At 54.5% G+C, this 22,479-nt stretch carries 19 protein-coding genes and 1 riboswitch; of the genes, 11 read left to right on the top strand and 8 right to left on the bottom strand.

Annotation, left to right across the window (positions count from 1 at the left end):
* The first annotated feature begins 251 nt into the window (after positions 1–251).
* From ACR0AK_RS15195 to ACR0AK_RS15215, 5 genes are all read left to right on the top strand, one after another.
* A complete protein-coding gene (locus tag ACR0AK_RS15195) occupies positions 252–1,586 on the top strand; it encodes a hypothetical protein (protein ID WP_480793931.1) in 1,335 nt (444 codons plus the stop codon).
* A 133-nt stretch (positions 1,587–1,719) separates the two neighbouring features.
* Positions 1,720–2,532 carry a sugar transferase gene (locus ACR0AK_RS15200; RefSeq protein ID WP_480793932.1) on the top strand — a complete coding sequence of 271 codons (813 nt, stop codon included), beginning with the start codon at positions 1,720–1,722 and terminating at the stop codon, positions 2,530–2,532.
* Positions 2,533–2,819: 287 nt separating this feature from the next.
* Positions 2,820–3,698 carry a glycosyltransferase family 2 protein gene (locus tag ACR0AK_RS15205; protein ID WP_170559657.1) on the top strand — a complete coding sequence of 293 codons (879 nt, stop codon included), beginning with the start codon at positions 2,820–2,822 and terminating at the stop codon, positions 3,696–3,698.
* A complete protein-coding gene (locus tag ACR0AK_RS15210; RefSeq protein ID WP_480793933.1) occupies positions 3,695–4,963 on the top strand; it encodes a glycosyltransferase in 1,269 nt (422 codons plus the stop codon). Before ACR0AK_RS15205 ends, ACR0AK_RS15210 begins: the two co-directional genes overlap by 4 nt.
* Before the next feature lie 62 nt (positions 4,964–5,025).
* Positions 5,026–6,510 carry an oligosaccharide flippase family protein gene (locus tag ACR0AK_RS15215; protein ID WP_480793934.1) on the top strand — a complete coding sequence of 495 codons (1,485 nt, stop codon included), beginning with the start codon at positions 5,026–5,028 and terminating at the stop codon, positions 6,508–6,510.
* Here ACR0AK_RS15215 and ACR0AK_RS15220 read toward each other — a convergent pair.
* Positions 6,507–7,136 (bottom strand): response regulator transcription factor, encoded by a 630-nt coding sequence (locus ACR0AK_RS15220; protein ID WP_254452957.1) that lies wholly within the window; start codon positions 7,134–7,136, stop codon positions 6,507–6,509. The genes ACR0AK_RS15215 and ACR0AK_RS15220 overlap by 4 nt on opposite strands.
* Before the next feature lie 220 nt (positions 7,137–7,356).
* Between ACR0AK_RS15220 and ACR0AK_RS15225 the strand changes: the two genes are divergently transcribed.
* The 6 genes from ACR0AK_RS15225 (at position 7,357) to ACR0AK_RS15250 (ending at position 14,018) form a co-directional block, all read left to right on the top strand.
* Positions 7,357–8,598: a pyridoxal-phosphate-dependent aminotransferase family protein gene (locus ACR0AK_RS15225; RefSeq protein ID WP_170559664.1), complete on the top strand. Its 1,242-nt coding sequence runs from the start codon at positions 7,357–7,359 to the stop codon at positions 8,596–8,598.
* 28 nt (positions 8,599–8,626) lie between these two features.
* Positions 8,627–9,823 carry a malate--CoA ligase subunit beta gene (locus ACR0AK_RS15230; protein WP_480793935.1) on the top strand — a complete coding sequence of 399 codons (1,197 nt, stop codon included), beginning with the start codon at positions 8,627–8,629 and terminating at the stop codon, positions 9,821–9,823.
* On the top strand, positions 9,823–10,713 hold the full coding sequence (gene sucD / locus ACR0AK_RS15235) for a succinate--CoA ligase subunit alpha (RefSeq protein WP_480793936.1): 891 nt from the start codon (positions 9,823–9,825) through the stop codon (positions 10,711–10,713). Before ACR0AK_RS15230 ends, sucD begins: the two co-directional genes overlap by 1 nt.
* Complete coding sequence (locus ACR0AK_RS15240; RefSeq protein ID WP_480793937.1) at positions 10,713–11,684, top strand: 2-hydroxyacid dehydrogenase; 972 nt, start codon at positions 10,713–10,715, stop codon at positions 11,682–11,684. Before sucD ends, ACR0AK_RS15240 begins: the two co-directional genes overlap by 1 nt.
* A 145-nt stretch (positions 11,685–11,829) precedes the next feature.
* On the top strand, positions 11,830–12,807 hold the full coding sequence (locus tag ACR0AK_RS15245) for an HpcH/HpaI aldolase/citrate lyase family protein (protein ID WP_480793938.1): 978 nt from the start codon (positions 11,830–11,832) through the stop codon (positions 12,805–12,807).
* Positions 12,808–13,052: 245 nt separating this feature from the next.
* Positions 13,053–14,018 carry a GlxA family transcriptional regulator gene (locus tag ACR0AK_RS15250; protein ID WP_170559675.1) on the top strand — a complete coding sequence of 322 codons (966 nt, stop codon included), beginning with the start codon at positions 13,053–13,055 and terminating at the stop codon, positions 14,016–14,018.
* Positions 14,019–14,064: 46 nt separating this feature from the next.
* Here ACR0AK_RS15250 and ACR0AK_RS15255 read toward each other — a convergent pair whose 3' ends face one another.
* The 7 genes from ACR0AK_RS15255 to ACR0AK_RS15285 form a co-directional block, all read right to left on the bottom strand.
* Positions 14,065–15,927, bottom strand: a complete 1,863-nt coding sequence (locus tag ACR0AK_RS15255; RefSeq protein WP_480793939.1) for an adenylate/guanylate cyclase domain-containing protein — start codon at positions 15,925–15,927, stop codon at positions 14,065–14,067.
* Between the two features lie 66 nt (positions 15,928–15,993).
* Positions 15,994–16,686 (bottom strand): thiamine ABC transporter ATP-binding protein, encoded by a 693-nt coding sequence (locus ACR0AK_RS15260; protein WP_480793940.1) that lies wholly within the window; start codon positions 16,684–16,686, stop codon positions 15,994–15,996.
* Complete coding sequence (locus ACR0AK_RS15265) at positions 16,673–18,220, bottom strand: thiamine/thiamine pyrophosphate ABC transporter permease ThiP (RefSeq protein ID WP_480793941.1); 1,548 nt, start codon at positions 18,218–18,220, stop codon at positions 16,673–16,675. The genes ACR0AK_RS15260 and ACR0AK_RS15265 overlap by 14 nt, the downstream gene beginning before the upstream one ends.
* Positions 18,196–19,176 carry a thiamine ABC transporter substrate binding subunit gene (gene thiB, locus ACR0AK_RS15270; protein WP_480793942.1) on the bottom strand — a complete coding sequence of 327 codons (981 nt, stop codon included), beginning with the start codon at positions 19,174–19,176 and terminating at the stop codon, positions 18,196–18,198. Before thiB ends, ACR0AK_RS15265 begins: the two co-directional genes overlap by 25 nt.
* A 33-nt stretch (positions 19,177–19,209) precedes the next feature.
* Positions 19,210–19,315: riboswitch (TPP riboswitch) on the bottom strand.
* A gap of 137 nt (positions 19,316–19,452) precedes the next feature.
* Positions 19,453–20,817, bottom strand: a complete 1,365-nt coding sequence (locus ACR0AK_RS15275; RefSeq protein WP_170559686.1) for an ArsB/NhaD family transporter — start codon at positions 20,815–20,817, stop codon at positions 19,453–19,455.
* Between the two features lie 24 nt (positions 20,818–20,841).
* Positions 20,842–21,330 (bottom strand): CBS domain-containing protein, encoded by a 489-nt coding sequence (locus ACR0AK_RS15280; RefSeq protein WP_170559689.1) that lies wholly within the window; start codon positions 21,328–21,330, stop codon positions 20,842–20,844.
* 308 nt (positions 21,331–21,638) lie between these two features.
* A complete protein-coding gene (locus tag ACR0AK_RS15285) occupies positions 21,639–22,403 on the bottom strand; it encodes an enoyl-CoA hydratase-related protein (protein ID WP_480793943.1) in 765 nt (254 codons plus the stop codon).
* Positions 22,404–22,479: the final 76 nt, after the last annotated feature.

The raw sequence follows: 22,479 nt of genomic DNA on the forward strand, positions 1-22,479 counted from the left end.
TCTGAATATGCTCAGTTACTTTGACAGAGAACGATTTTCGATATGCCGCTTGCCTATAACCGATTCGGGCAGCGATGCTTGTCGAAGTAACAGACGAAACAGTGAATTTGACCAATTTAATAAATGTTCCGTTCGGGGTTCACGCCTCGAGATTGTAAGCGAGGACGAAAATGGCTGTTTATCCTGCTGCAGCCGCATTCTTGCTATTGTGGCTTTGGCTCAGCGCACGAAATGCTGACAATGGGATTTTGATGGCCATTGCGGTCATCCCATTTGGGATGTTCGCAGCGTTGGTTGCCGGTGGTCTTTCAATGATCATTGCCAATTTGTTGGCTATTCTTTCGATCTTTCTATTGGTCTTACGGCGGACTACGCATGCGCCTGGGTCGGCGGATTTCCGTTTGCCTCCATCGGGTGTCTATCTTCTTGTTTTTGCGTTTTACTCTGTTTTCTCTGGAATCGTCCTTGTGCGCCTTTTCGAGGGGCAGTTTCTTGTTTTCCCAATGACGGTGACAAACAGAGGGCCACAGGTCAGTAACTTCTTCAGTTCCGTAATGCTGCCGCTTCGGCCTACAAACTCCAACATAGCCCAATCGGTTTATATCCTGCTGTCCTTTGCCTTCTTTCTAGCGACAGTTTTTGTCGCCAGACGGCGCGGGGCAGAGTTCATTGAAAAAGGACTGGTTTGGGCCGCCTCGCTTAACGTGGTTCTTGGACTCTTAGACTTTCTGGGTGCCGATGCGGTTTTGAGCCTAGTCAGAACTGCCGACTATACCCTTCTAAACGAACATCTCGTGGGGCCGTTCAGTAGGGTGATCGGAGGATATGCCGAAGCGTCCGCTTATGGGGCCGCTTCGGCTGCGTTCTTTACTTACTTTTTCATGTCTTACTTGGTTGTCAGAACGCAAAGCCACGGCATCTTGGCAGCAGCCAATTTTGTTGGCGCCTTGCTGGCCATGTCCAGCACAGGCATTGCCGCTCTTGCCGCGGGGATATTCTTCGTGACTCTGCATTTCAGAGTTTTCTTGGGCTTCAGTATGTCTCGTGGGTTTGGGCATCTCATGGTCATAGGTGTTTCGTTTCTCGCCATTGCGATCAGTGCGTTACTATTGGTGCCAGTCGTAATGGATAGCGTTTCAGATATTCTAGACCGTTTGGTTTTTTCCAAACAAGATTCCCTATCAGGACGGGAACGCGGCGCGTGGGCCGCGGCTGGGTTTGACACTTTCTTCCAAACCTGGGGGCTTGGGGCCGGAGTCGGCTCATTGCGGGGGAATGGCATTGCATCCGTTCTTTTGGGAAGTGTGGGCTTTCCCGGAACGATTGCTTTTTTGATGTTCATTTTCAGCGCAATTGGTTTGCCAGCTACAGGAGCCGATCGCGGCACGCTACGGTTGTTTAGCGCTGGTCGCGTATGCGCGCTGACATTATTGACAGCCATGTTAGTTTCAGCAACGACACCGGATCCAACTCTGCTTCTCATGGCGGTTTCGGGGCTGTGCGTCGTTGCCCGTGAACAGGTTTTCGCGGGCCGCACGATTGAGCCGCTAGCACCTTCTGCCGAAGGGTTTTCGAATCGCGTTTAGCTTTGTTGGATTTTTTTGTCTGGAACAGTCCGGAGGTAAACTTGAGTACTGTTGATCTTCTGGCGACAAACTGACTTGAAGAAGTAGGTTATCCACAGGACGCCTGCTGCCCTTCCTCAATTTTACAAAAAAGTTGCGGCTTGGGCAGGGATTTACTTATACTTTGAATGGCGGGGAATTGTACTGCGGGCCGATGTTTTCCGGGTCACGCGTGTTTTTTATTGTATTAACGATTGGCTGTGTAATGAGAACGAATTTTAATCGTGGGGCTGAGGTAGAGTCTTCATTGCTCAGTGGCTCATCTTCTGGTCGATTAAAGAAGTACAACGGTGGTTCAGACACTTTTCTCAAATCGTTGTTTGACCGCTTGTTCGCATTTTTTGCGCTGATCTTTTTCTCCCCTTTTCTCATTCTGATCTCACTTGTCATTTTGATAACGGACGGTGGTCCCATTTTTTTTGGGCACAAACGCATCGGTCGAGATGGCAAAGAATTCAACTGCCTCAAATTTAGAACGATGGCACGAGACGCCGAAGAGCGTTTGGCAAGGATCCTGGAATCTGACGCCGAAGCACGCGCTCAGTGGGAAGCTCAACAGAAACTGGATGATGACCCGCGGATCACTACAGTTGGAGAATTTTTTCGCAAGACTAGCTTGGACGAACTGCCGCAATTCTGGAACGTCTTGGTGGGTGACATGGCGATTGTCGGACCTCGCCCGGTTGTTGCTGCGGAAGCGTCGCACTATGGCGAGCATTTCAGTGATTACCTTTCGGTCAAACCGGGGATTACCGGGTATTGGCAAGTCAGTGGGCGGAGCAACACTACCTATGCCGAAAGAGTACAGATGGATGTTGAATACGTGAACAACCGGTCATTTGGACGCGACATCGAGATCATTCTCAAGACGATAAAAGTGATGATCATGAGCGATGGCGCTCGGTAGCGGAACCCGGGACTGCGGTCAGAAGAAAACAAATAAAATCACGACTAACCAGAAGAGGAGACAACCGCCTATCACCAGCCTGCGTAGTAACTTAGGTGACGCGGATTCTATCATTTCGATGATGTTGAAACGCAACGTTTTATTCTCGTGAACGAGGGCCATTTGCTATGCTCGACTTTTCTTTTTCATGATTAATACCACGGCTACGCTGAGTTCGAATACCTGTCAACAATGCAGGCTGTGGCGGCGGTTTATCGGCAATATTATGTCTAAAGTGTGTTAGCATCATGCGATTAATCGTTTCTATCCCGACTACAAACCGCCCGGAAATTGTGGTTCCTACAGTTTTGGACATAGCGCGCCAAAAGAGATTTCCAGATTTGGTAAATGTAGTTGTTGCCCGAGCCGACGACATTGACGCTCAAAAAATTGCGGATTTGCCATTCCCGGTCTGCATCGTTCAAAGCGAACGGGGCACTTGTATTCAACGAAATACAGCCTTGAGCATGCTGCACGAAGATGATGTCCTGCTGTATTTAGATGACGATTTTTTAATGGCGCCGGATTATCTGGCGAACCTCGAACATCTGTTCAAGACGCGGAAAGATGTCGTTATGGCAACCGGTACAGTGTTGGCCGATGGAATACACGGTCCAGGAATTAGCCACTTGCGAGGATTGAGTATGGTCTCGCGAACAACGCCCACCAATACTCCCGACATTACAGACGTCTACAACTGCTATGGTTGCAACATGGCGCTGCGTGCTGCACCAGCTTTGTTGGACAAAATACTCTTTGATACGCGGCTCAAGCTTTATGCTTGGCTCGAGGATGTAGATTTCTCACGTCAGATGGCTGCGCATGGTCGCATCGTGCGCTCGAGCAATTTGCGAGGTGTCCATTTGGGAACCAAGGTTGGGCGATCAAACGGGTTGTGTATTGGATACTCGCAAATTGCCAACCCGGTCTATCTGTATAAAAAACGGACCATGGCGTTTAATCGCGCTTTCAATATCATGTGGAGGAATCTGGCAAGCAATTTTGTCAGGTCATTCAAGGCCGAGCCTGAAATCGACCGGTTTGGACGCCTGAAAGGAAACCTGCATGCCTTCGGTGACTTGGCGCGCGGCAGGCTTAATCCTGAAGAAGTGGCGCGTTTCAAATGACGCGCCGTGCTCCAAGTCGCGTGGTAATACTTAGTGACTTCGCAAAAGTTCGAGGTGGGGCTTCCAAGCTTGCAGTTCTTCAGGCCGCGTTGATTGCAAGACAGGGCATCCCTGTTACATTTTTTTGTGGCGACGATGGCGATCAGATGCCTGTAGGTGTCGAGCTGATATCTATGGGTGGTCAAAGCCTGCTGGATCAGGGTGGATTGTCGGCAGCCGCGTCGGGACTTTGGAATCAGAAGGTTCAGAAGCGCTTAGCCGCGTGGGTCAAAAGAAATGATTGCCCGGATACCCTCTACCATGTCCACGGGTATCACCAGACATTGTCGCCGTCGCTTTTGTGGCCTCTTAAGCCGGTGAGAGGCCGGGTAGTTATGCATGCCCACGACTACTTTCTAAGCTGTCCAAATGGTGCTTTTTTTGATTTCCGCAAGCAAAACACCTGTCCACGCGTTGCGATGTCAGCGTCATGTATACTGCACAACTGTGACAAGCGTAGTTATGGACAGAAACTCTGGCGGGTGTCGCGGCAAGCGCTGCAAAATCAGGCACGACGCAAGTTACTACCGGACGTGACGACCTTGTTAATCCACCCGGGCATGGAACGCCTACTGTTTCCGAACGGCACGCCGGGCCCGGTCATTGCTATAGCCAACCCGTCAGAACCTCTGTTATCCCAACCGGTTACCAGCCAGTTGAACAGTGAGTTTTTATTTGTTGGTGACATACACGCCTACAAAGGTGTTTTTCTGTTGGCCGAAGCAGGAAGGCAGGCCGGTGTAAAGGTGCGTTTTGTCGGGGACGGGCAAGATCTAATCCAGTTACGCGCCAGTTTTCCCGAACATCAGTTCGACGGTTGGCAAGACCGCGCCGGATTGCAACATGCGATGAGTGACGCGCGAATGCTTGTGGCGCCGACTTTAGGACCGGAGCCCTTTGGCTTGGCACCGGTCGAAGCTCTTCTGTGCGGTGTGCCAGTCCTTGCGTCCGATAGCCTATTGCTCAGCCAAGACATCCGATCGCAACACATGGGGGCCAGTTATTTGGCCGGTGACAGAGATGCGCTTGCGACAGCTATGCTCGAGCTTTCCAGGGATGATGCCACCATCGGGAGGATGGCTGGAAACGCTATTCGTGGAGGCCGCGAAATTTCCTTAACGCCAGACAAATGGTGCGCAGAGTTGCTGAAATTGTACGGCAAAATACTGCGGTGGCAGAATGAACCACGGAGGGCTCTAGATGACTATTCCCGAGCTGTTTCGTGAAGGGAATTTTAAAGTGGCCCGAGCATCTGCGCAATGGGTGCTTCATCCGTCAGGAATGACCAATGGCAGCGGCTAAGAAAGAAGAAAGTGTGCTGCAAGGCGGGCTTTGGACAATGGTGTCCAAAGTCTTCACCCAATTGACGCAGTTCGCGATCTTTATGGTAGCTGTGCGCCTGATGACGCCCGCCGAATTCGGTGTCTTTGCGCTTGCCGCGGCAGTAGTGGTCATACTGACTCAGGTATCAACTGCTGGTTGGCCAGAGTACATCATGCAATGGCATGGGAATCCGGCCCGTATACGAGAAACCCTTAGCGTCGCAATTTTCTGCGGGGCCACAATTGCTGCGCTTGGTGTGGCCGGCGGTGGTGCAGTTGGAGCAATGGTTTCCGAACCGGCCGCCAAACCGCTTATTCAGATTCTGTCGGTGAGTGTCGTTTTTACTTCGATCGGCGCAGCCTATAACGGAGTATTGATCTGGCAGAACCGGTTGACAGCAGGCGCAATGCTCACGCTGTTGGCAGACTTTGCAAACCTGATCATCGCAATCTGGGCTCTGATTGAGGGCTATGGTGTATTAGCCCTAGCGTGGGGCCGTCTATCCAGTGCAGTTATCTGGAGCGTCAGCGGCTTTGTTGTCTGCAGAGTTACGCCCAAAATGGTTGGTCCTGCGACACTGCGCGAGGCCGCTGAGTTTTCTTGGAAAATCATTTTGACCCGGGTCGTTGTGAATGTCCGAATTTACGCTGCGACTTTAATCATTGGAGGGTTTTTAGGAGCAACAGCTGTTGGCTATTTCCGGGCCGCCCAGAGAATTGTTGCAGCCTTTGAAGAGATCGTAAGCGAGCCCACGCGTGTATTGTCTTGGAACCTCTTCCGGCGGGTTCGCGACAAGTCCGGCGACCACGCAGGCTTTGGCGCGCTCTCTTTGCGGTTCTTCCCCATCCTGTACTACGGAGCCGTCCCTCTGTTTACTGGCGTATTCATCATGGCGGACATGCTTACCGCTGGAATTCTTGGACCCGGATGGGAGGCCGCCACGCCTGTGCTGCGCATTCTGGCCGTTGCGGCGCTGATCCGGTGTAACGGGCATGCGAGTTTGGCGATCTTAACCTTGGCTGGGCAAGTACGGCTTTTGCCGAGGGTGACGGCATTGTATTCGGTAATCGCGATAGGGGCGGTTCTTGCAGCAGCACCTTTTGGTATCACAGCAATTGCCGCGGCTGAGTTGATGGCGGCGGCAATTGTCTTTGTTATTAACGCCATCATCATGAAGCGCTATGCAGGGATTGCGTGGGAAACCATCCTGTTAAGATCATGGGCCGTCCTGCCGGCACTGGTCGTGGCGTGCCTTCCAGTATTTTTGGCAGACCATTTTGACCTTTTAGCGGGCCTGCACGATCTGATCCGATTTGTGCTCATCGGGTTCTGCATGATGGTCTTCTTCGCACCAGCCATTTTAGTCTTTGACAGAAGCCTTTGGCCTGCATTGCGAAAGAGACATTTTCCGGAACCAGCGACAGCAGATGCGACCGAACACTCAGTCTAGTCGCGCGACATCTGCGAGGAGTAGAAATATGCAATGGCTTGTGTTCGGTTCTTCACGGCCAGTTTTTCATAGATGTTGGACAGGTGAAATTTGACCGTGTTGGTGGAAATCTGCAGCTCTTTTGACATATCCCGGTTGGACATGCCCTGTGCCAATGCCTCAAGAATGGCGCGTTCCTTGCGGGACAGGCTTTGGATGGGATCCTGCTGCATTTTGCGGACGTCAATGAATGGAAAAACCATCTTGCCGGCCGCAACGTCGGCGCAGGTTTTCAGCAAGCCTTCGACCTCGCCAGATCGTGCAGCAAACCCTGCAGCCCCGGCTTGCATTGCCAGTCTTGGAACGTCACCGGAAGTATCGCCGTAAACTACAAATCGCGGGGCATTGGCCTGTTCGCGCAGCACCTCGATCAGTTTGGCCGCTCCAAGAATGGGAAGGTTCCAGTCGATAACGCCAACTTTCACAGGAACCCGCATCACCGTACCCAAAAACCCTTCGGCCGTCGCTGAGGTGGCCACAAGCGAGAATCGTGCGTCGCGTTCAAATATCTCGGACATGGCGGACAGGACCAAAGGATTACTATCGGCCAGCATGACGTCAATCGGTTCTTGTGTGGTTTCAACCATTTGATATTCACCCAATTTCTGCAAAAACTACCCATATGGGTGGGCGTTTTTTTGGTATACTTTGGTATTTTTACCTGAATGGGTAGTTATATCCCCACACAAATAGACATCCTAAAGCAGTAGTAAGTTACGTTGCGTCGTTGGGCAAGTCCGCGTTTCCTAATCGCCAATGCAACATGACGGGCTTTGGTGCCCGGTCCACAGCCGAGGATGTTAACAGATGACAATTCAGATTTTCCCTCCGCTTGAGATCCCTGAGACTCTGGCTGCAGGTCCGGGACCAGGCAATACCGATGCCCGTGTTCTGCAAGCCTTCGCCAATGCGGGTGTGGCCGATCATATGCAGGGCGATGTCCTTAGGGGCATGGTTGAATGTAAGCATATGCTTCGCAAGATCTGGGGCACTCAGAATGCCTATACGTTCGCCGTCGCCGGTACAGGTTGGAGCGCGTTGGACACTATGTTCTCTGCCGTTATGCCGGGCGACAAGGTCGTGGCTTTTGCCAATGGGACATTTTCCGGGATTGACGCGCTGACTTTGCGGATCAAAGCGGCCACGCCTCAGGAACATAAGGCCAATCCGCTGGATCCTCAGGCCGCTAGCGTCACTGTCATCAATGTTGCGCATGGCCAGCCGGTAACTGGTGAAATAGTCGAGACCACGTTGGCTGAACACCAGCCTAAGTGGGCTTTCATGGCGCATTGGGAAACCGGGTCTGGCCGTGTTAACGACCTGCGCGGCTTTTCGGATGCGTGTGAACGTCACGGCGTAATGGGTTTGATCGATGCGGTTTCATCGATGGGCGTCGAGGATTTTTCGATTGACGACTATCCGGGGATCGCTGGTTGGGCCTCATGCCCTCAAAAAGGGCTTTGTTGCCTGCCTCTGACATATGCGCCCGTCAGTTTTACGGACGCCTATATCGAATCCCTCAGGACCACTGGTGCTTACACTTACGTACACAATCCGATTTTCGAAGCCCGGCATTGGGGCATTGTAGACGGTCAGGACGTTGAGAAAGGGACTTACCACAGAACCCATTCTGGCTACGCCGTCGCCGCATTCCATGAAGCTCTGCGACTGACACTGCTGGAAGGTTTGGCCAGGCGATCGACCTCGTACAAAACCCACGAACGTGTTCTGCGCGACGCCGTGACGGCCATGGGATGTCAGGTGACGTCGGATATGCCCAGCCTCGTAGTGCTCAATCTGCCGCCGGAACTGGCTGGTCGCGAGATGGAACTGGTGCAGAACTGCCGGGCAAGAGGATTTGGTATCTGGCCAACGCTCAGCGCGCCTGTGCAAGTGCGGATCGGTATCCTTAATCAGCTCAACCGCGAGGCCGTCAGCCGCATCGTACGTCTCTTTGCCGAGGCGATGCAGGAATTGGGCTGTCAGGTCGATTTCGAAGAGATCGAGGCGCTGCTCGAAAGCCGGTACGGCACGTCGATCGCGGCTTAATCACACTGCATGAACGGGAGGATTGCAGATGGATATTCATGAATATCAGGCGAAAGAGGTTCTTTCGAATTTCGGTGTCGCCGTGCCGTCGGGCGCTTTGGCTTACAGCCCTGAACAGGCAGCCTATCGCGCGCGCGAACTGGGCGGTGACAAGTGGATCGTCAAAGCGCAGGTCCACGCCGGTGGCCGAGGCAAAGCGGGCGGCGTCAAGCTGTGCAACACTGAAAACGAGATCTATCAAGCCTGCGACGATCTGTTTGGCCGCAAGCTTGTGACACATCAGACAGGCCCCGAGGGCAAGGGTATCTACCGCGTTTATGTCGAGTCTGCCGTGCCAATCGACCGCGAGATTTATCTGGGCTTCGTGCTGGATCGCTCCAGCCAGCGGGTGATGATCGTCGCGTCGTCTGAAGGTGGGATGGAGATCGAAGACATCTCGGCCGAGCGCCCCGACAGCATCGTGCGGTCAATTGTGGAACCCGCTGTCGGCCTGCAAGAGTTTCAGGCGCGCGAGATCGCTTTCAACCTTGGGCTGGAATCGCGTCTGGTTCAGCAAATGGTGCGGACATTGCAGGGTTGCTATGCCGCGTTCAGCGAGCTGGACGCCACGATGGTTGAAATCAACCCGCTGGTCGTAACAGGTGACGACCGCGTGTTGGCCCTGGATGCCAAGATGAGCTTTGATGACAACGCCCTGTTCCGGCATCCCCAGATTTCTGAACTGCGCGACAAAAGCCAGGAAGACCCGCGCGAAAGCCGCGCGGCGGATCGCGGTCTTTCCTATGTTGGGCTGGAAGGCAATATCGGTTGCATCGTGAACGGCGCTGGTTTGGCTATGGCCACGATGGATACGATAAAGCTGGCCGGAGGAGAGCCCGCAAACTTCCTCGACATCGGTGGTGGAGCGTCTCCAGAACGAGTAGCAAAGGCGTTCAGGCTGGTTCTGTCGGACAACAATGTTCAGGCGGTACTGGTCAACATCTTCGCTGGGATCAATCGCTGTGACTGGGTTGCCGAAGGTGTCGTCCAGGCACTGCGCGAGATCGAGATCGACATTCCGGTCGTTGTGCGTCTTGCCGGAACGAATGTCGAAGAGGGCCAGAAAATTCTGGCCAAATCCGGCCTTCCGATCATCCGTGCCACTACTTTGATGGAGGCCGCAGAACGAGCGGTCGGCGCATGGCGCAATGACTTGTCCCAAAACACCAAGATGAGGGCTGTGTAATGAGCATTCTTCTCGACCGCGACACGCGCGTTATCGTTCAGGGGATCACCGGACGCATGGCGCGTTTCCATACAAAGGACATGCTGGCCTATGGGACAAACGTCGTTGGCGGTGTTGTCCCTGGCAAGGGTGGCGAATCCGTCGAAGGTGTGCCGGTATTTGACACCGTCAAGCAAGCCGTCGAAGCCACCGGAGCGGATGCCAGCCTTGTGTTCGTACCCCCACCGTTCGCCGCGGATTCCATCATGGAGGCGGCCGACGCAGGGATTCGCTATTGCGTGTGCATCACCGATGGCATCCCGGCCCAGGACATGATCCGGGTTAAACGCTACATGTACCGCTATCCCAAGGACAAGCGCATGGTCCTGACTGGCCCGAACTGTGCCGGAACGATCAGCCCGGGCAAAGCGTTGCTGGGGATAATGCCTGGACACATTTACTTGCCGGGCAATGTCGGGATCATTGGACGCTCGGGCACACTTGGGTACGAGGCCGCAGCCCAGCTCAAGGAACGCGGCATTGGCGTTTCTACAAGCGTGGGCATTGGTGGCGACCCCATCAACGGGTCTTCCTTCCGGGATATTCTTGAGCGGTTTGAAGAGGACGAAAACACCGAAGTCATCGCCATGATCGGCGAGATTGGCGGTCCGCAAGAGGCCGAGGCCGCTGAGTACATCCGCGATCACGTGACCAAGCCGGTTGTGGCCTATGTCGCCGGTCTGACCGCACCCAAGGGCCGGACCATGGGCCATGCGGGCGCGATCATCTCGGCCTTTGGTGAAAGTGCGTCTGAAAAGGTCGAAATCCTGTCGGCTGCAGGTGTCACGGTTGCCGATAACCCGGCTGTCATCGGCGAAACTATCGCCCGCGTTTTGGGAAAGGCCGCGTGATGACAAAACCCTCTGTTCTTGTAACACGGCGTTGGCCTGCCGCCGTTGAGGCGCAACTGGCCGAGAGTTACAACGCCGTGCTCAACACCGGGGACAAACCCATGTCTCCGTCTGAGATACGCGACGCGTTAAAGCGGTATGACGCGGTTCTGCCCACGGTTACTGACACGCTGAACGCCGAAGCCTTGGATGTGACTGGCGCGCAGACTAAAATCCTTGCCAACTATGGCGTTGGCTACAGCCATATCTGCGAACCCGCGGCGCGGGGCTTGGGTATGACGGTGACAAACACACCTGACGTTTTGTCAGAGTGCACAGCTGACATTGCGATGACCTTGCTGCTGATGGTGGCCCGGCGCGCAGGCGAAGGTGAGCGTGAACTACGCTCGGGCAACTGGACCGGCTGGCGGCCTACGCATCTGGTGGGTACGAAGGTCAGCGGCAAGACATTGGGCATCGTTGGATACGGTCGCATCGGACAAGAGATGGCGCGTCGTGCTCATCACGGCTTTGGTATGGACATCCTCGTCTACAATCGCAGCAAAGTGGCAGAGGATGTGCTGGCACGGTGCAATGCAACTCAGGTAGATGAGATTGACGATCTTCTGCCGCAGTGTGACTTTGTGTCGTTGCATTGCCCGGGCGGTGTTGCGAACCGGCACCTGATCAATTCGCGCCGACTAAGCCTAATGAAGCCTGATGCCTTTCTGATCAACACCGCGCGCGGCGAGGTGATTGACGAATGGGCGCTGATCCAGGCGTTGATGTTCGATATGATCGGCGGCGCGGCTTTGGACGTATTCGATGGCGAGCCCCGCATCAGTCCTGACCTGTTGCAATGCGATAATCTTGTGATGCTGCCGCATTTGGGCAGCGCAACACGCGAGGCGCGCGAAGCGATGGGGTTCCGCGTTCTGGACAATCTCAGCGATTTTTTTGCTGGGCGCGCGCCGAGAGATCGCGTGATCTGAGTGCATCCCCAACTTGGTCGCCTGCCGAACTGTCTCGGGTGGGCGGCTTTTTTGGACGACCTGTGATCAAAATTGCCCCGTTTCAACAGTGGGTATTTTACCCAATCCCCACACTTTGACCCTCTAAGACGAAGGACCAACAACCATGAGCTTTCATTCCATCGAACAAGCACCCGCCCGCCTTAACCGCAGCGAATTGGCTGTTCCCGGCAGCCAGCCCGGTATGTTCGAAAAGGCCGCGAAATCGGATGTGGACGTCATTTTCCTTGATCTTGAAGACGCGGTCGCCCCTGACGAGAAAGAGCAGGCGCGCAAGAATATCATCGAGGCGCTAAATGACATTGATTGGGGCGCCAAGACCATGTCCGTGCGGATCAACGGGCTGGACACACATTACATGTATCGCGACGTGGTCGATGTGGTCGAACAGGCTGGTGAGAGGCTGGACCTGATCATGATCCCCAAGGTTGGAACCGCGGCCGATGTCTACGCTGTTGATATGCTGGTCACTCAGATCGAGGATGCCAAGGGATACAAGAAACGGATTGGTTTCGAGCACATCATCGAAACCGCATTGGGCATGCAGAATGTCGGTGAAGTTGCTGCGGCTTCAAAACGCAATGAGAGCCTGCACTTCGGTGTCGCCGACTACGCCGCTTCAACCCGCGCGCGGACGACGATTATCGGTGGGGTGAACCCAGATTACTCGGTTCTGACAGATGCGGATGCGGATGGTGGACGTCTGACCCATTGGGGCGACATGTGGCACTATGCATTGGCCCGAATGGTGGTTGCAGCCCGCGCAAACGGTCTTCGCCCGATCGACGGACCTTTCGGTGACTTCCAGGATCCTGACGGCTACACGGCGGCGGCAAAACGTGCGGCCGTTCTGGGTTGCGAAGGCAAATGGGCCATCCATCCCAGCCAGATTGCATTGGCGAATGAGGTCATGTCCCCATCCGACGCTGAGGTGAACAAAGCGCAGCGTATCCTTGTTGCCATGGCCGATGCTGAGGCATCCGGGAAAGGGGCCGTGTCGCTGGATGGAAGATTGATCGACTATGCCTCGATCCGTCAGGCAGAAGTATTGGTCGAAAAGGCCGGTCAAATTGCAGCGGCATGAGCCGTTTTAACTCAGGTTTTCCTCAGCGTGGGGTCTTCGGATCCCGCGCTTCGGCATCTATGAATGCGGTTGGAAAGGTTTGACCGCAACGGCTGCAGCGGAAGGGTTGGCGGACTTGCGCCTTGCTTTCGGTCAAATGATCGGTTCAAACTGGGTCCTCGCCAATTAATGTTCGGCTGCCCTCAAAAATGATCGGGTCTTTTTTGGGGCCATCGCGCTGGCAAAGAAGAATAAGATCTCGTCGAATGTTAGCACCCACAGACAAACCAAATACCGAACAGCAGATAACGTTCGAGATTTTCGTTCAGGCAGAGTTTGCCTATCTGGAGCTGTCATCCATCATTGCCGTTTTGCAGACGGCCAACGATGTCCTTAACCGTGATCTCTTTCGATGGCAGATTAAGTCGGACACGCCTGGCCTGTTGTCCAGCAGTTCAGACCTGATTGTACGGGCAAAACCCGCCATTGCCGACCAGTATTTAAGCGATTGTCTGTGTGTCGTTGGCGGCCGATTGGGCGATGTCAGCGCATGGATACGGCGCGTCCGAGCAATGCAAAAACACAACCGGCCAGTTGCGTTGTTTTCGGATGCAGCGCGCGAATACATAAAGGCTACAGCGCAACAGTCGGGACCGGTTACGGCGCATTGGCGCGACATTGGTTTGCTGCGCGAAATTGGCGATTACCCGACGCTTTCCGAAAGCCTGGTCGCCCGGAATGGAACAGTTTTGACCTGCGCCGGACACGGTCATACCGCCGAAGCGATCATCGGTATTCTGGCAGAGGTGTTGGAGCCTCAGGACAGGGCAGAACTGGCGTGTCAATTGATGCTGAACGACGTCCGTGGCCACGCACAAGAGCAGCCTAAGGGCCTTAGTGCCAACCCGAATTTTCTGGAAAAGCGGTTGCAGAACGCAATCCGCATTATGGAAGAAAACACCGAACACCCGCTGCCAACAGCCAGCCTTGCCCGCCGTGTGGGCGTTTCTACCCGCCAGCTTGAACGCCAGTTCATGCTGCATCTGAGCACATCGCCCGGCAAATTTTACCGAAAAATCAGGTTGAAAAAGGCCTTTACCTTGGTCTCGAATTCGCAAATGCCGATCATTGACATCGCCATTGCCTGTGGCTTCTCTTCAACATCTACGCTTGCCCAGACGTTTAAGTCAGAATACGGCAAGACTCCAAAGCAGTTGCGTCGTTCCGAGTGATACGATCGGCGCTTTAGGGTTTTCTGGTGCTATAAACCACAGGGTTTTAGATTGGTTTGGCCTCGTCGGCATTGCCAATTTGATAGACATTCACCTTCTTCGACCGTCCTTTGACAGTGAATTCGCCGAAGTGGATCAGATGGAATGACGGGCTGATAAGGCGCGCCGTTGCGTCGCTGATTAATATCCGGGTTTGCTCATCGCTTGGCAGATCGCCAACCAAGGTTTCGATCCGGGCACAGGTGTTCACCGTATCGCCGATCACGGTGTAGTTCATCCTATCAACCGCACCGATGTTACCAACAATCAACGGCCCGGTATGAACCGCGATTTTGACGCGGTAGTCGACCTCAGCCTCAGTTAACGCTTGCTTGATTGCTATTGCCGCCCGACAGGCGCGTTCCGCATGATCCGTTTGATCCTGCGGTGCCCCCCAAAACGCCATCGCTGCGTCGCCGATGTATTTGTCGAGCGTCCCGCCCTCGGCCTCGATACAGCGGTTCAGGATTTCGAAATGACGGTTCAGCATTGCGGCCGTTGCTTGGGGGGTCATGGCTTCGGATGCCGGTGTGAAACCCACGATGTCGGCGAACATGACCGTCAGCTCGACTTCGCGGGGTTCGACAAGGTTGGTGTCCCCGGTCATTAGCAACTGCCGCACAAGGGTCCGGGGTAGGTAGGTTTCAAACCAGCGCAACCCGTCGAGCATCTTGTTGAACGCGGATGCCTGTAGATTCAGTTCGGCAACGCGCGACGGTGGAAGATAGTCGATCTGATCCAGATTGAGTTCGCTGATCTTGGTGGCTTCTTCGGTTGATCTGCGGATTGGGGCCGCCAATCTTCTTGCCAGTAGCAGTGCTGCAATAACAGAAACCAACAGCAGTCCAATGCTGACAAATGCGGTATCACTCAGCCGTGTCCATTGATTGCTCCAGTCGCTGAGTGGGGAATACTGTCCGATAATCCAAGGTTCCGATCCGAAATTGTCAACAGTGACGGTCAGGATCAAGTGATCGCCTTCGGCGATTTCGACTACATACCCATCGAAAGTGCCGTCGATGCCATGGAATTCAGGGGATTGCATTAGCATTTGTGTGATGACTGCATCGTCCAGTGCGGCGATTGAATGCAGGGGCGTGTCAGAATTCAGATCGTTTGCCGACAGCTCCAGTAATTTGGGATGAGCCAGAACCCGGTTATTGCCGTAGAGGATGAAACCTGTTGCGCCAAATTTGCTTCCAAGCTCGCCAACAATGCCTGAGAAATGATGAACTGTAGAAGACACTAGAATTGCGCCGAGGAATTTGCCGTCTTTAAAAGCGGGCACAGCAGCTGAGATATGTGTTCTACCCTGATCGAAGAACGGCTCGTTCCAGAAAAAATCGCCATAATCTTTGACGTCCTGAAGATATCGAAGCGTACCGGCTGCCGGTGGTTCAGTTGCTGAGACGAACAAAGGCCCATCCGGACCAGCAATATGGGTTGTGATGAAAAGGCTGCCGTCAGGATAGACGACGGCAAGGTCTGTCAAATAGGGCGCCGACGCAGCTACACCTTTGAAATAGGCCTTTAGGAAATCGGTGTCGTTCAGATCGACTTCACCGATGCTTGCATCCTTTTGAAGAGCTTTCGCCAATTCCTCGATCGGAGTTGTCAGACTGAAGATATCGTCTTCGATTGATTCCACGATCATCGTGGCAGAGGTGTTCAGCAACTCGGATGTGTTCCGAATATTAGCGAATGTCGAAATGAACAACACTGCGCCTGCCGAAATCGCCACAAGCCCACCGATGGTCAACGCAAGCAGTGTAGAAATTTTGATTTTGAACTTTGACCGAGGGCTGTGACGCGGCACGGCATTGGGATCGACTTTGTCGGGACGTTCCAAATGTTCGACTTCATTGACCATCTTTGAACGATATTTAGCTTGGCGACCTGATTCAACGCCTCGTTGGCGTACCGCGTCGGATCGCCACTAACCCAGATAGGCGCGTAGGCTAGGCGGTGGGTTTTCAAGAAGTAGTTCTGTCTGAGTGGGCGCAAACACCGTCTCGTCCGCGACAAGTACGGTTTGGTTGGCTATTCGGCGTGCATCCTGAGGATCGTGGCTAACCATCAGCAGGGTCGTTTTGGTTTCGGCCACCAGATCTGCTACCAAATCCAGCATCTCGGCTTTCAAGGCCGGGCCAAGGGCGGCAAAAGGTTCGTCCAAAATCAGTAGTTCGCGCCGTTGCACCAGCACGCGGGCAAGCGCGACCCGGCTTTGCTGCCCTCCTGATAGCTCTGAGGGTTTGCGCTCGCTCATACCATGCAGTGCAACCCGGTCGAGAGCAGACCTAACCTGTGTTTGCTCTTCTTTCGTTAGACGGCCATTCGGGCGCAGACCCAAGGCAACGTTTTCATCTGCCGTCAGATGCGGGAACAGGTTTCCGTCCTGAAACAGCATCGCCAACGGGCGCTTGCCGGGATGTAGGTTGGAAATCTGTCGACCGTTCCAGAAGATTTGGCCCTGTTTCAGATCTCGAAATCCGGCGATGGTTTCCAGCAAAGTGGATTTGCCCGCCCCGGACGGACCGATAATGGCAACGCGGGTGCCAACCTCGATCTGAATATCGGCACTTAGAGTGAAATTCCCGTTTTCAATCACACAGCAATCAAGCTTCAGCATGCCAGCGCCCTCCTCGGTCCAAAAGCCAGAATGCGCCCATAGACAGCAACAAAAGCAGTAATGCCCCACCTGCAGCGGCCTGCATTTGATAGGCACCCATAAGGCGGTAGATTTGCAAAGGCAGGGTCGCGATCTGCGGATCGGCAAAAAGTGCAATGACACCCAGATCCCCCATCGACAGCGCCGCCCCGAGGCCTGCAGCGAAACCGATCTGCGGACGCATGCGCGGCAGTAAAACGCGAGTGAAAAACGTCCACTTTCCCATATCCAATGAAAGCGCTAAGCGCCCGTATCTGGCGGTTATGTCTTGGGCTGCGGGTACCAGAATTCGCAATGCAAAGGGCAGGGCCATTGCGGCATTCACCAGCGCAGTGACAGGCAGCGCCAGTGTGGTCGGATTTGCAATGGGTCGGATTAGAATGAACAGGCCCGTACCGATGACCAGTGGAGATGCCGCCAAACCCAAAATACCGCTGAGTTCCACAAATCCATACCGGCCGCTGGCCGCAGCGGTGGCCATTGGCAAGGCTAGCAAAAGCAGGACTGCGGTGCTTGCCGCGGCAACCAGGACCGAGATCAGCGCGGCCCGAAACACGATCGCAGGCATATCAAAAAAACCAGCAATTCCTGAAATCACCACTGACGCCAACGGCAGCATCAGAAAGACCGCCGCTGCGAGTATCCAGAAGGTATCTATGGCAGGCAAGCCTCCGTCCCAACGGCGCAAGGCGCGATCTAGTCCGGTTCCAAATCCATCCCCGCGTGAAAACTTTAGTGCCACCAAAGCGGTCGCAGCTGTCAGGGCAAGTTGTAGTGCGGATAACAGGGCTGCACGGCCAAGGTCGAAGTCGTAAGTGAAGGCCTGATAGATTGCCAACTCGATCGTCGTGGCCCGTGGTCCTCCGCCCAAGGTCAAGGCAACTGCGAAACTGGTTAGGCAAATGGCGAAGATCACGGCCAGAACACCCGGTAGGGTCCGTTTAAGCATTGGCATTTCGATCAGCCGAAACATGGCCATTCCGTTGCAGCCCAGCTGCGCGGCCAGACGAAATCGTTCGGCGGGAATTTCTTGCCAGGCTTGCAGCACAAGTCGCGTGGCCAAAGGCAGATTGAAGAACACATGGGCCAACACGACGCCATGCAAGCCGTAGATCCGTATGGGGGGTAGGCCGAAAACGCCCATAATGTCCGAGATCCATCCGGACCGCCCAAAGACCTGTAAAAGACCAAGGATTGCGACAATCACCGGAAGGATGAAGGGTGCGCCCAGAAGTGCAATCAAAGCCCGGCGCCCGCGGAACCGCCTGCGGGCCAAAGCCCGCGCAACCGGTATGGCCAACGCCACGCTGAAAAATGCGGACATCGTGGCCTGGGTCAGCGTGAAGCGCAGTGCAGCCCAGTCGGCAGATGTGAAGCCGCCGCTGGTCTCAGCGCGCGCTGCAACCGCTGCCAGGGTGCCCAGGATCAGTGCAGCGACCAGGGCCGCCGCGCCAATACCTGGCCATTGGCTTACTGGCTGAGCGCGTTCTGCCATTCTGCAAGTGCCTGATCCCGCACAGCGGCGGCTTCATCGGGAGAGAACAGCAGGGACTTCGCCGGCACTGTCAGGGTGTCGAACCCTTTAGGCAAACCTTCTGCCGGGGTTACGGCCGGGTACATCCAGTTGGTTGTCGGAATAATTTGCTGGAACGCTTCCGAGACCATGAACTGCAAAAACTGATCAGCCAATTCGGCCTGATCTGTTGCGGCCAGCTTTGCCGCAACCTCAACTTGCAGATAGTTGCCCTCGTCAAAAGCAGACGCGGCCTTGCTGCCATCGTCCTCGGCAATCAGGTGATAAGCCGGAGATGTCGTGTAGCTGAGAACCATGTCCGACTCGCCCTCAAGGAACAGGCCGTACGCTTCGGACCAGCCTTTTGTGACCGTAACGATATTGTCGGAAAGACCAGCCCAGATTTCCGGTGCATCATCACCATACGCTGCTTTGACCCACATCAGCAGACCCAGACCGGGGGTGGACGAACGAGGATCCTGAATGATGATCTTGGTGTCGCTATCCGCCAGCTCCCGGAAGTTCGCAGGCGCTGTCGCATCCGCTTTGTGAACAAACGCGAAGTAGCCCCAGTCATACGGGGTGAATGTGTCATCGGTCCATTCGATCGGCAGAGCGAAGTCGGCGGAGACAGAGTTGGGCGCAAACAGGCCGGTTTCCCGGGCCGCTGCAATCAGGTTGGTATCCAGCCCAAGCACAACGTCGGCGTCAGAGTTTTCACCCTCAAGCCGGATACGCGACAAAAGTGCGGCACCATCTTCGACGCCCACGAGGTTTAGCTCGCAGTCGCAGGTTGCCTCAAAGGCTTCTTTGACCTGCGGGCCGGGCCCCCAATCGGATACAAAGCTGTCATAGGTGTAAACGGTTAGCTGAGGCTTGTCGGCGGCGATGGCCGAAGTTGCACTCAGAAGTCCCGCAGCAATTAGCAGATGTTTCATGTCATCCTCCATTGCGGCGAGAGGGTAAGGATGGATGAAACCGAAACCCTTCCCTCCGCCGGTTCTAGCCGGTTCAGGTTCTACGGGTTCGCTTGATAAGCATCTCAGCGCGGCAGGCCGTGCTCCCCGAGGTGAGGCCGTCACTAGGGGGGATTGACCAAAAAGACAACCAAAATTGGTGTCTCAACGCCGTGTGATTTCCATTTGAAGGGGTAGGCCTGTCGGAACCAGACGCCCTTTGAACCAGTAACACGTTTGGCTCAAAGGGCTAAAGGGTCAGAAGTAGCGCAGCCAGATGTATACGTTTGCGATCATCAGGGTCAGGATCATGATCGGGAACGCGATCTTCGCAAAAGCGATAAAGCCGATAGGCTGCTTGGCCTTTTCTGCAAAAGCGGCCACCGTCAGGTTGGCGCTTGCCCCTAACAGTGTACCGTTGCCGCCCAGACAGGCGCCAAGCGCTAGCGACCACCACAAAGGTTCAATCGCGTCCTTGCCGCCAAACGTGTCTGCGGTGGATTCGATCAGCGGGATCATCGTTGCCACGAAAGGAATATTGTCGAGGATTGCGGACAAAATGCCGGAGGCCCAAAAGATGAAGAACGCGGTCCACATCATATCGCCTTGGGTCAGCTCCAGCACTTTCTCACCGAAGAATGCCAGCAGTCCGACATGTTCAACACCGGCAACGATGACGAATAGTCCCCCGAAGAAAAAGATCGTGACCCATTCGACTTCGCCAAAGATGTGGTGAACCGACTCGGATTGCTCTTCACCGCTTTGATGACCGTAGGCCAGCAGCATCAATAGACCCGCTCCGGCCAGGGCCGACGTACCTGGTTGAATGCCGTAGCTATGCCCCAGCGTGAAGCCCAGCAAAACCAGCGCCAAAACAGCCAGAGATTTGATCATCAAGACCACATCGGTGACCGCCTCGGATTCGTTGAACCCCATGATCCGTTCACTTGCCGATTTCGGAATGCTGGCCAGTTCCTTACGGTTCATCAGGTAGATAATACCGGTCAGGACAACCAGACATATGGCCGAGATAGGGGCCAGGTTCACGACGAATTCGTTGAAGCTCAGCCCCGCTGCAGAGCCAATAATGATATTGGGCGGGTCACCGATAAGGGTGGCGGTGCCGCCGACGTTCGAAGCCAGAATCTCTGCGATGAAGAACGGAAAGACCCGAGTTTCCAGTGCTTCGGTGATCAGCAGTGTAATCGGCGCGATCAACAAAACTGTTGTCACGTTATCCAGCAGTGCCGAGAATACAGCCGTGATAAGCGTAAGCATGATCAGGATGCCTGTGGGATTGGCTTTCACCGCTTTTGCAGCCTTAATCGCCACATATTGGAACAGTCCGCATTTGCTGGTGATCCCCACGATCACCATCATACCGATAAGCAGAGCCAGAGTGTTGGCATCCACACCTGCTACGGCCTGTTCCTGATTGATGATGCCAAACAGAACCATCAAGGATGCGCCCAGCATCGCCAAAATGGCGCGGTTGACCTTTTCGGTGATCAGAACCGCATACACCAAAATCAAAATCCCGGTCGCGATCCAAAGCGGATCAATGCCCAATAGTTGTGGAACAGAGAGAGCGGCCTCTCCGTGTGACGTCGAATGCGTAGCCAAGGTATTTGTCCGGTTCGTATTAGGTTAGTCGAGTGCGCGATCCAAAAGCGAGTTGGCGCTTACGGTGCCAACGAAACGGTTGGTTTCCGGTTCAACAAGGATCACGTGCCGTTTGTATTTGTAGATCAGGAAGATGCCTTCCATCACCGGTGTGTCGGGTGCAGCAACAGGGATGTTTGACGGCCTCGACATGTTGTCGCGAACTTTTTCGGACTTCAGCCGTTCCAGCTGTTGTTCGAAATCATCCCGCGTCAGGTTCATAAAACTCAGGGATTCAATCGGCACGCGCGACGCATCATCGTTCAAGCCAATTGTCGCTGCTTTCGGCAGGATCAGTTTCAGCAAAGTCGGAGCGGTAAAGACACCGACATAAGTTCCATCTTCGGCGACGACAGGCAGGAACCGTGCCCGGCTGTCTCTGATGATGTTAAAGGCCGTGGCGATGCTTTCATCCGGCAGAATGGTCTTTTGTACCTCTGGCGGTACCATCACGTCATAGCAGGTTAGGCCCATGCTTTTCCTCTGACTTCAAGCGGCTTTCGGGTGAAACGCCATCCTAAAGCCACAGAATACGCCCTGCGCGACTTACGAAAGCCGATTGGGGCGAATCAAAATTTGTTGATGCGCACTGATTTCATTGCCGGGCGGGATTGACCAGCCCAGTAATGAAATTAAGTCGCTAGGGCTTAGTCATTTGCTGGCCGGGCCAGTGACGCGAGTTTGGTTTCAGTTTGCGTTTTGTTGGCAGGCCCGCGCGCCCTTGCAAGTAACTCGCGCTGCTTGTGAGTTATGGTCAGCCATTGTCGATCAAAGAAAGCCGACTAGCCGTAGTTAGGTGCTCGTTTTTGTAGTTTGGCAGCAACGCTTTCGGCGAAATCTGCAGACTGCAGCTGCCCAGCAAAAATCTTGATTTCTGCGGCCATGTGTCCGGCAACTTCGTTACGCTGATTGCGGATCAGCGCCTTGGACTGCCTGAGTGCAACTGGGGATGAGGCCGCAATAGCATGCGCGATCGCCTGCACTTTGCCCATCAACTCGCTGTCGCTAAAGACACGCGCGACCAAGCCATGGTTCAAGGCTTCGGCTGCGGTAAGGACCCGTCCGGCCAACAAGACGTCATTCGCGACAGCCATGCCCAGCGATGCTGGCAGCAGCATCGAGGATCCGGCCTCAGGCACCAGACCAAGTTGGACAAAAGGCGCGCTGAAGGTGGCGCTTTGCGAGGAATAGACCAAATCGCAGTGCAGTAGCATGGTTAAACCAACACCAATTGCAGGCCCGTTAACTGCGGCGATCAGGGGTTTCGGACAATCCCGGATTGCGTTCAGGAACCGTACGATCGGATTTTCCTGGTCGCCCACGGGTAGGCCGCCTGTCATGAAGTCTTGCAGGTCATTCCCGGCTGTGAACATGTCCCCGGTACCAGTGATAACCAGCGCCCGGGCTTCATCGGTTTGACCGTATTTTTCGATGGTCTCTGCCATCTTGGAATACATGGCGAAAGTGATCGCGTTTTTCTTTTCTTCGCGGGAAATCGTCACTGTGGTGACGCGATCCTGAGTGCTGACGATGATGTTTTCGCTCATGGAGTTATTCCTTGGGAGTTCAGCGAGGTCTGTGCCGCGTCGCGTGTTGGTTTCCTGCGTTTGGCCAAATTCGTAT

The sequence above is a fragment of the Ruegeria sp. BI12 genome, from assembly GCF_056537985.1.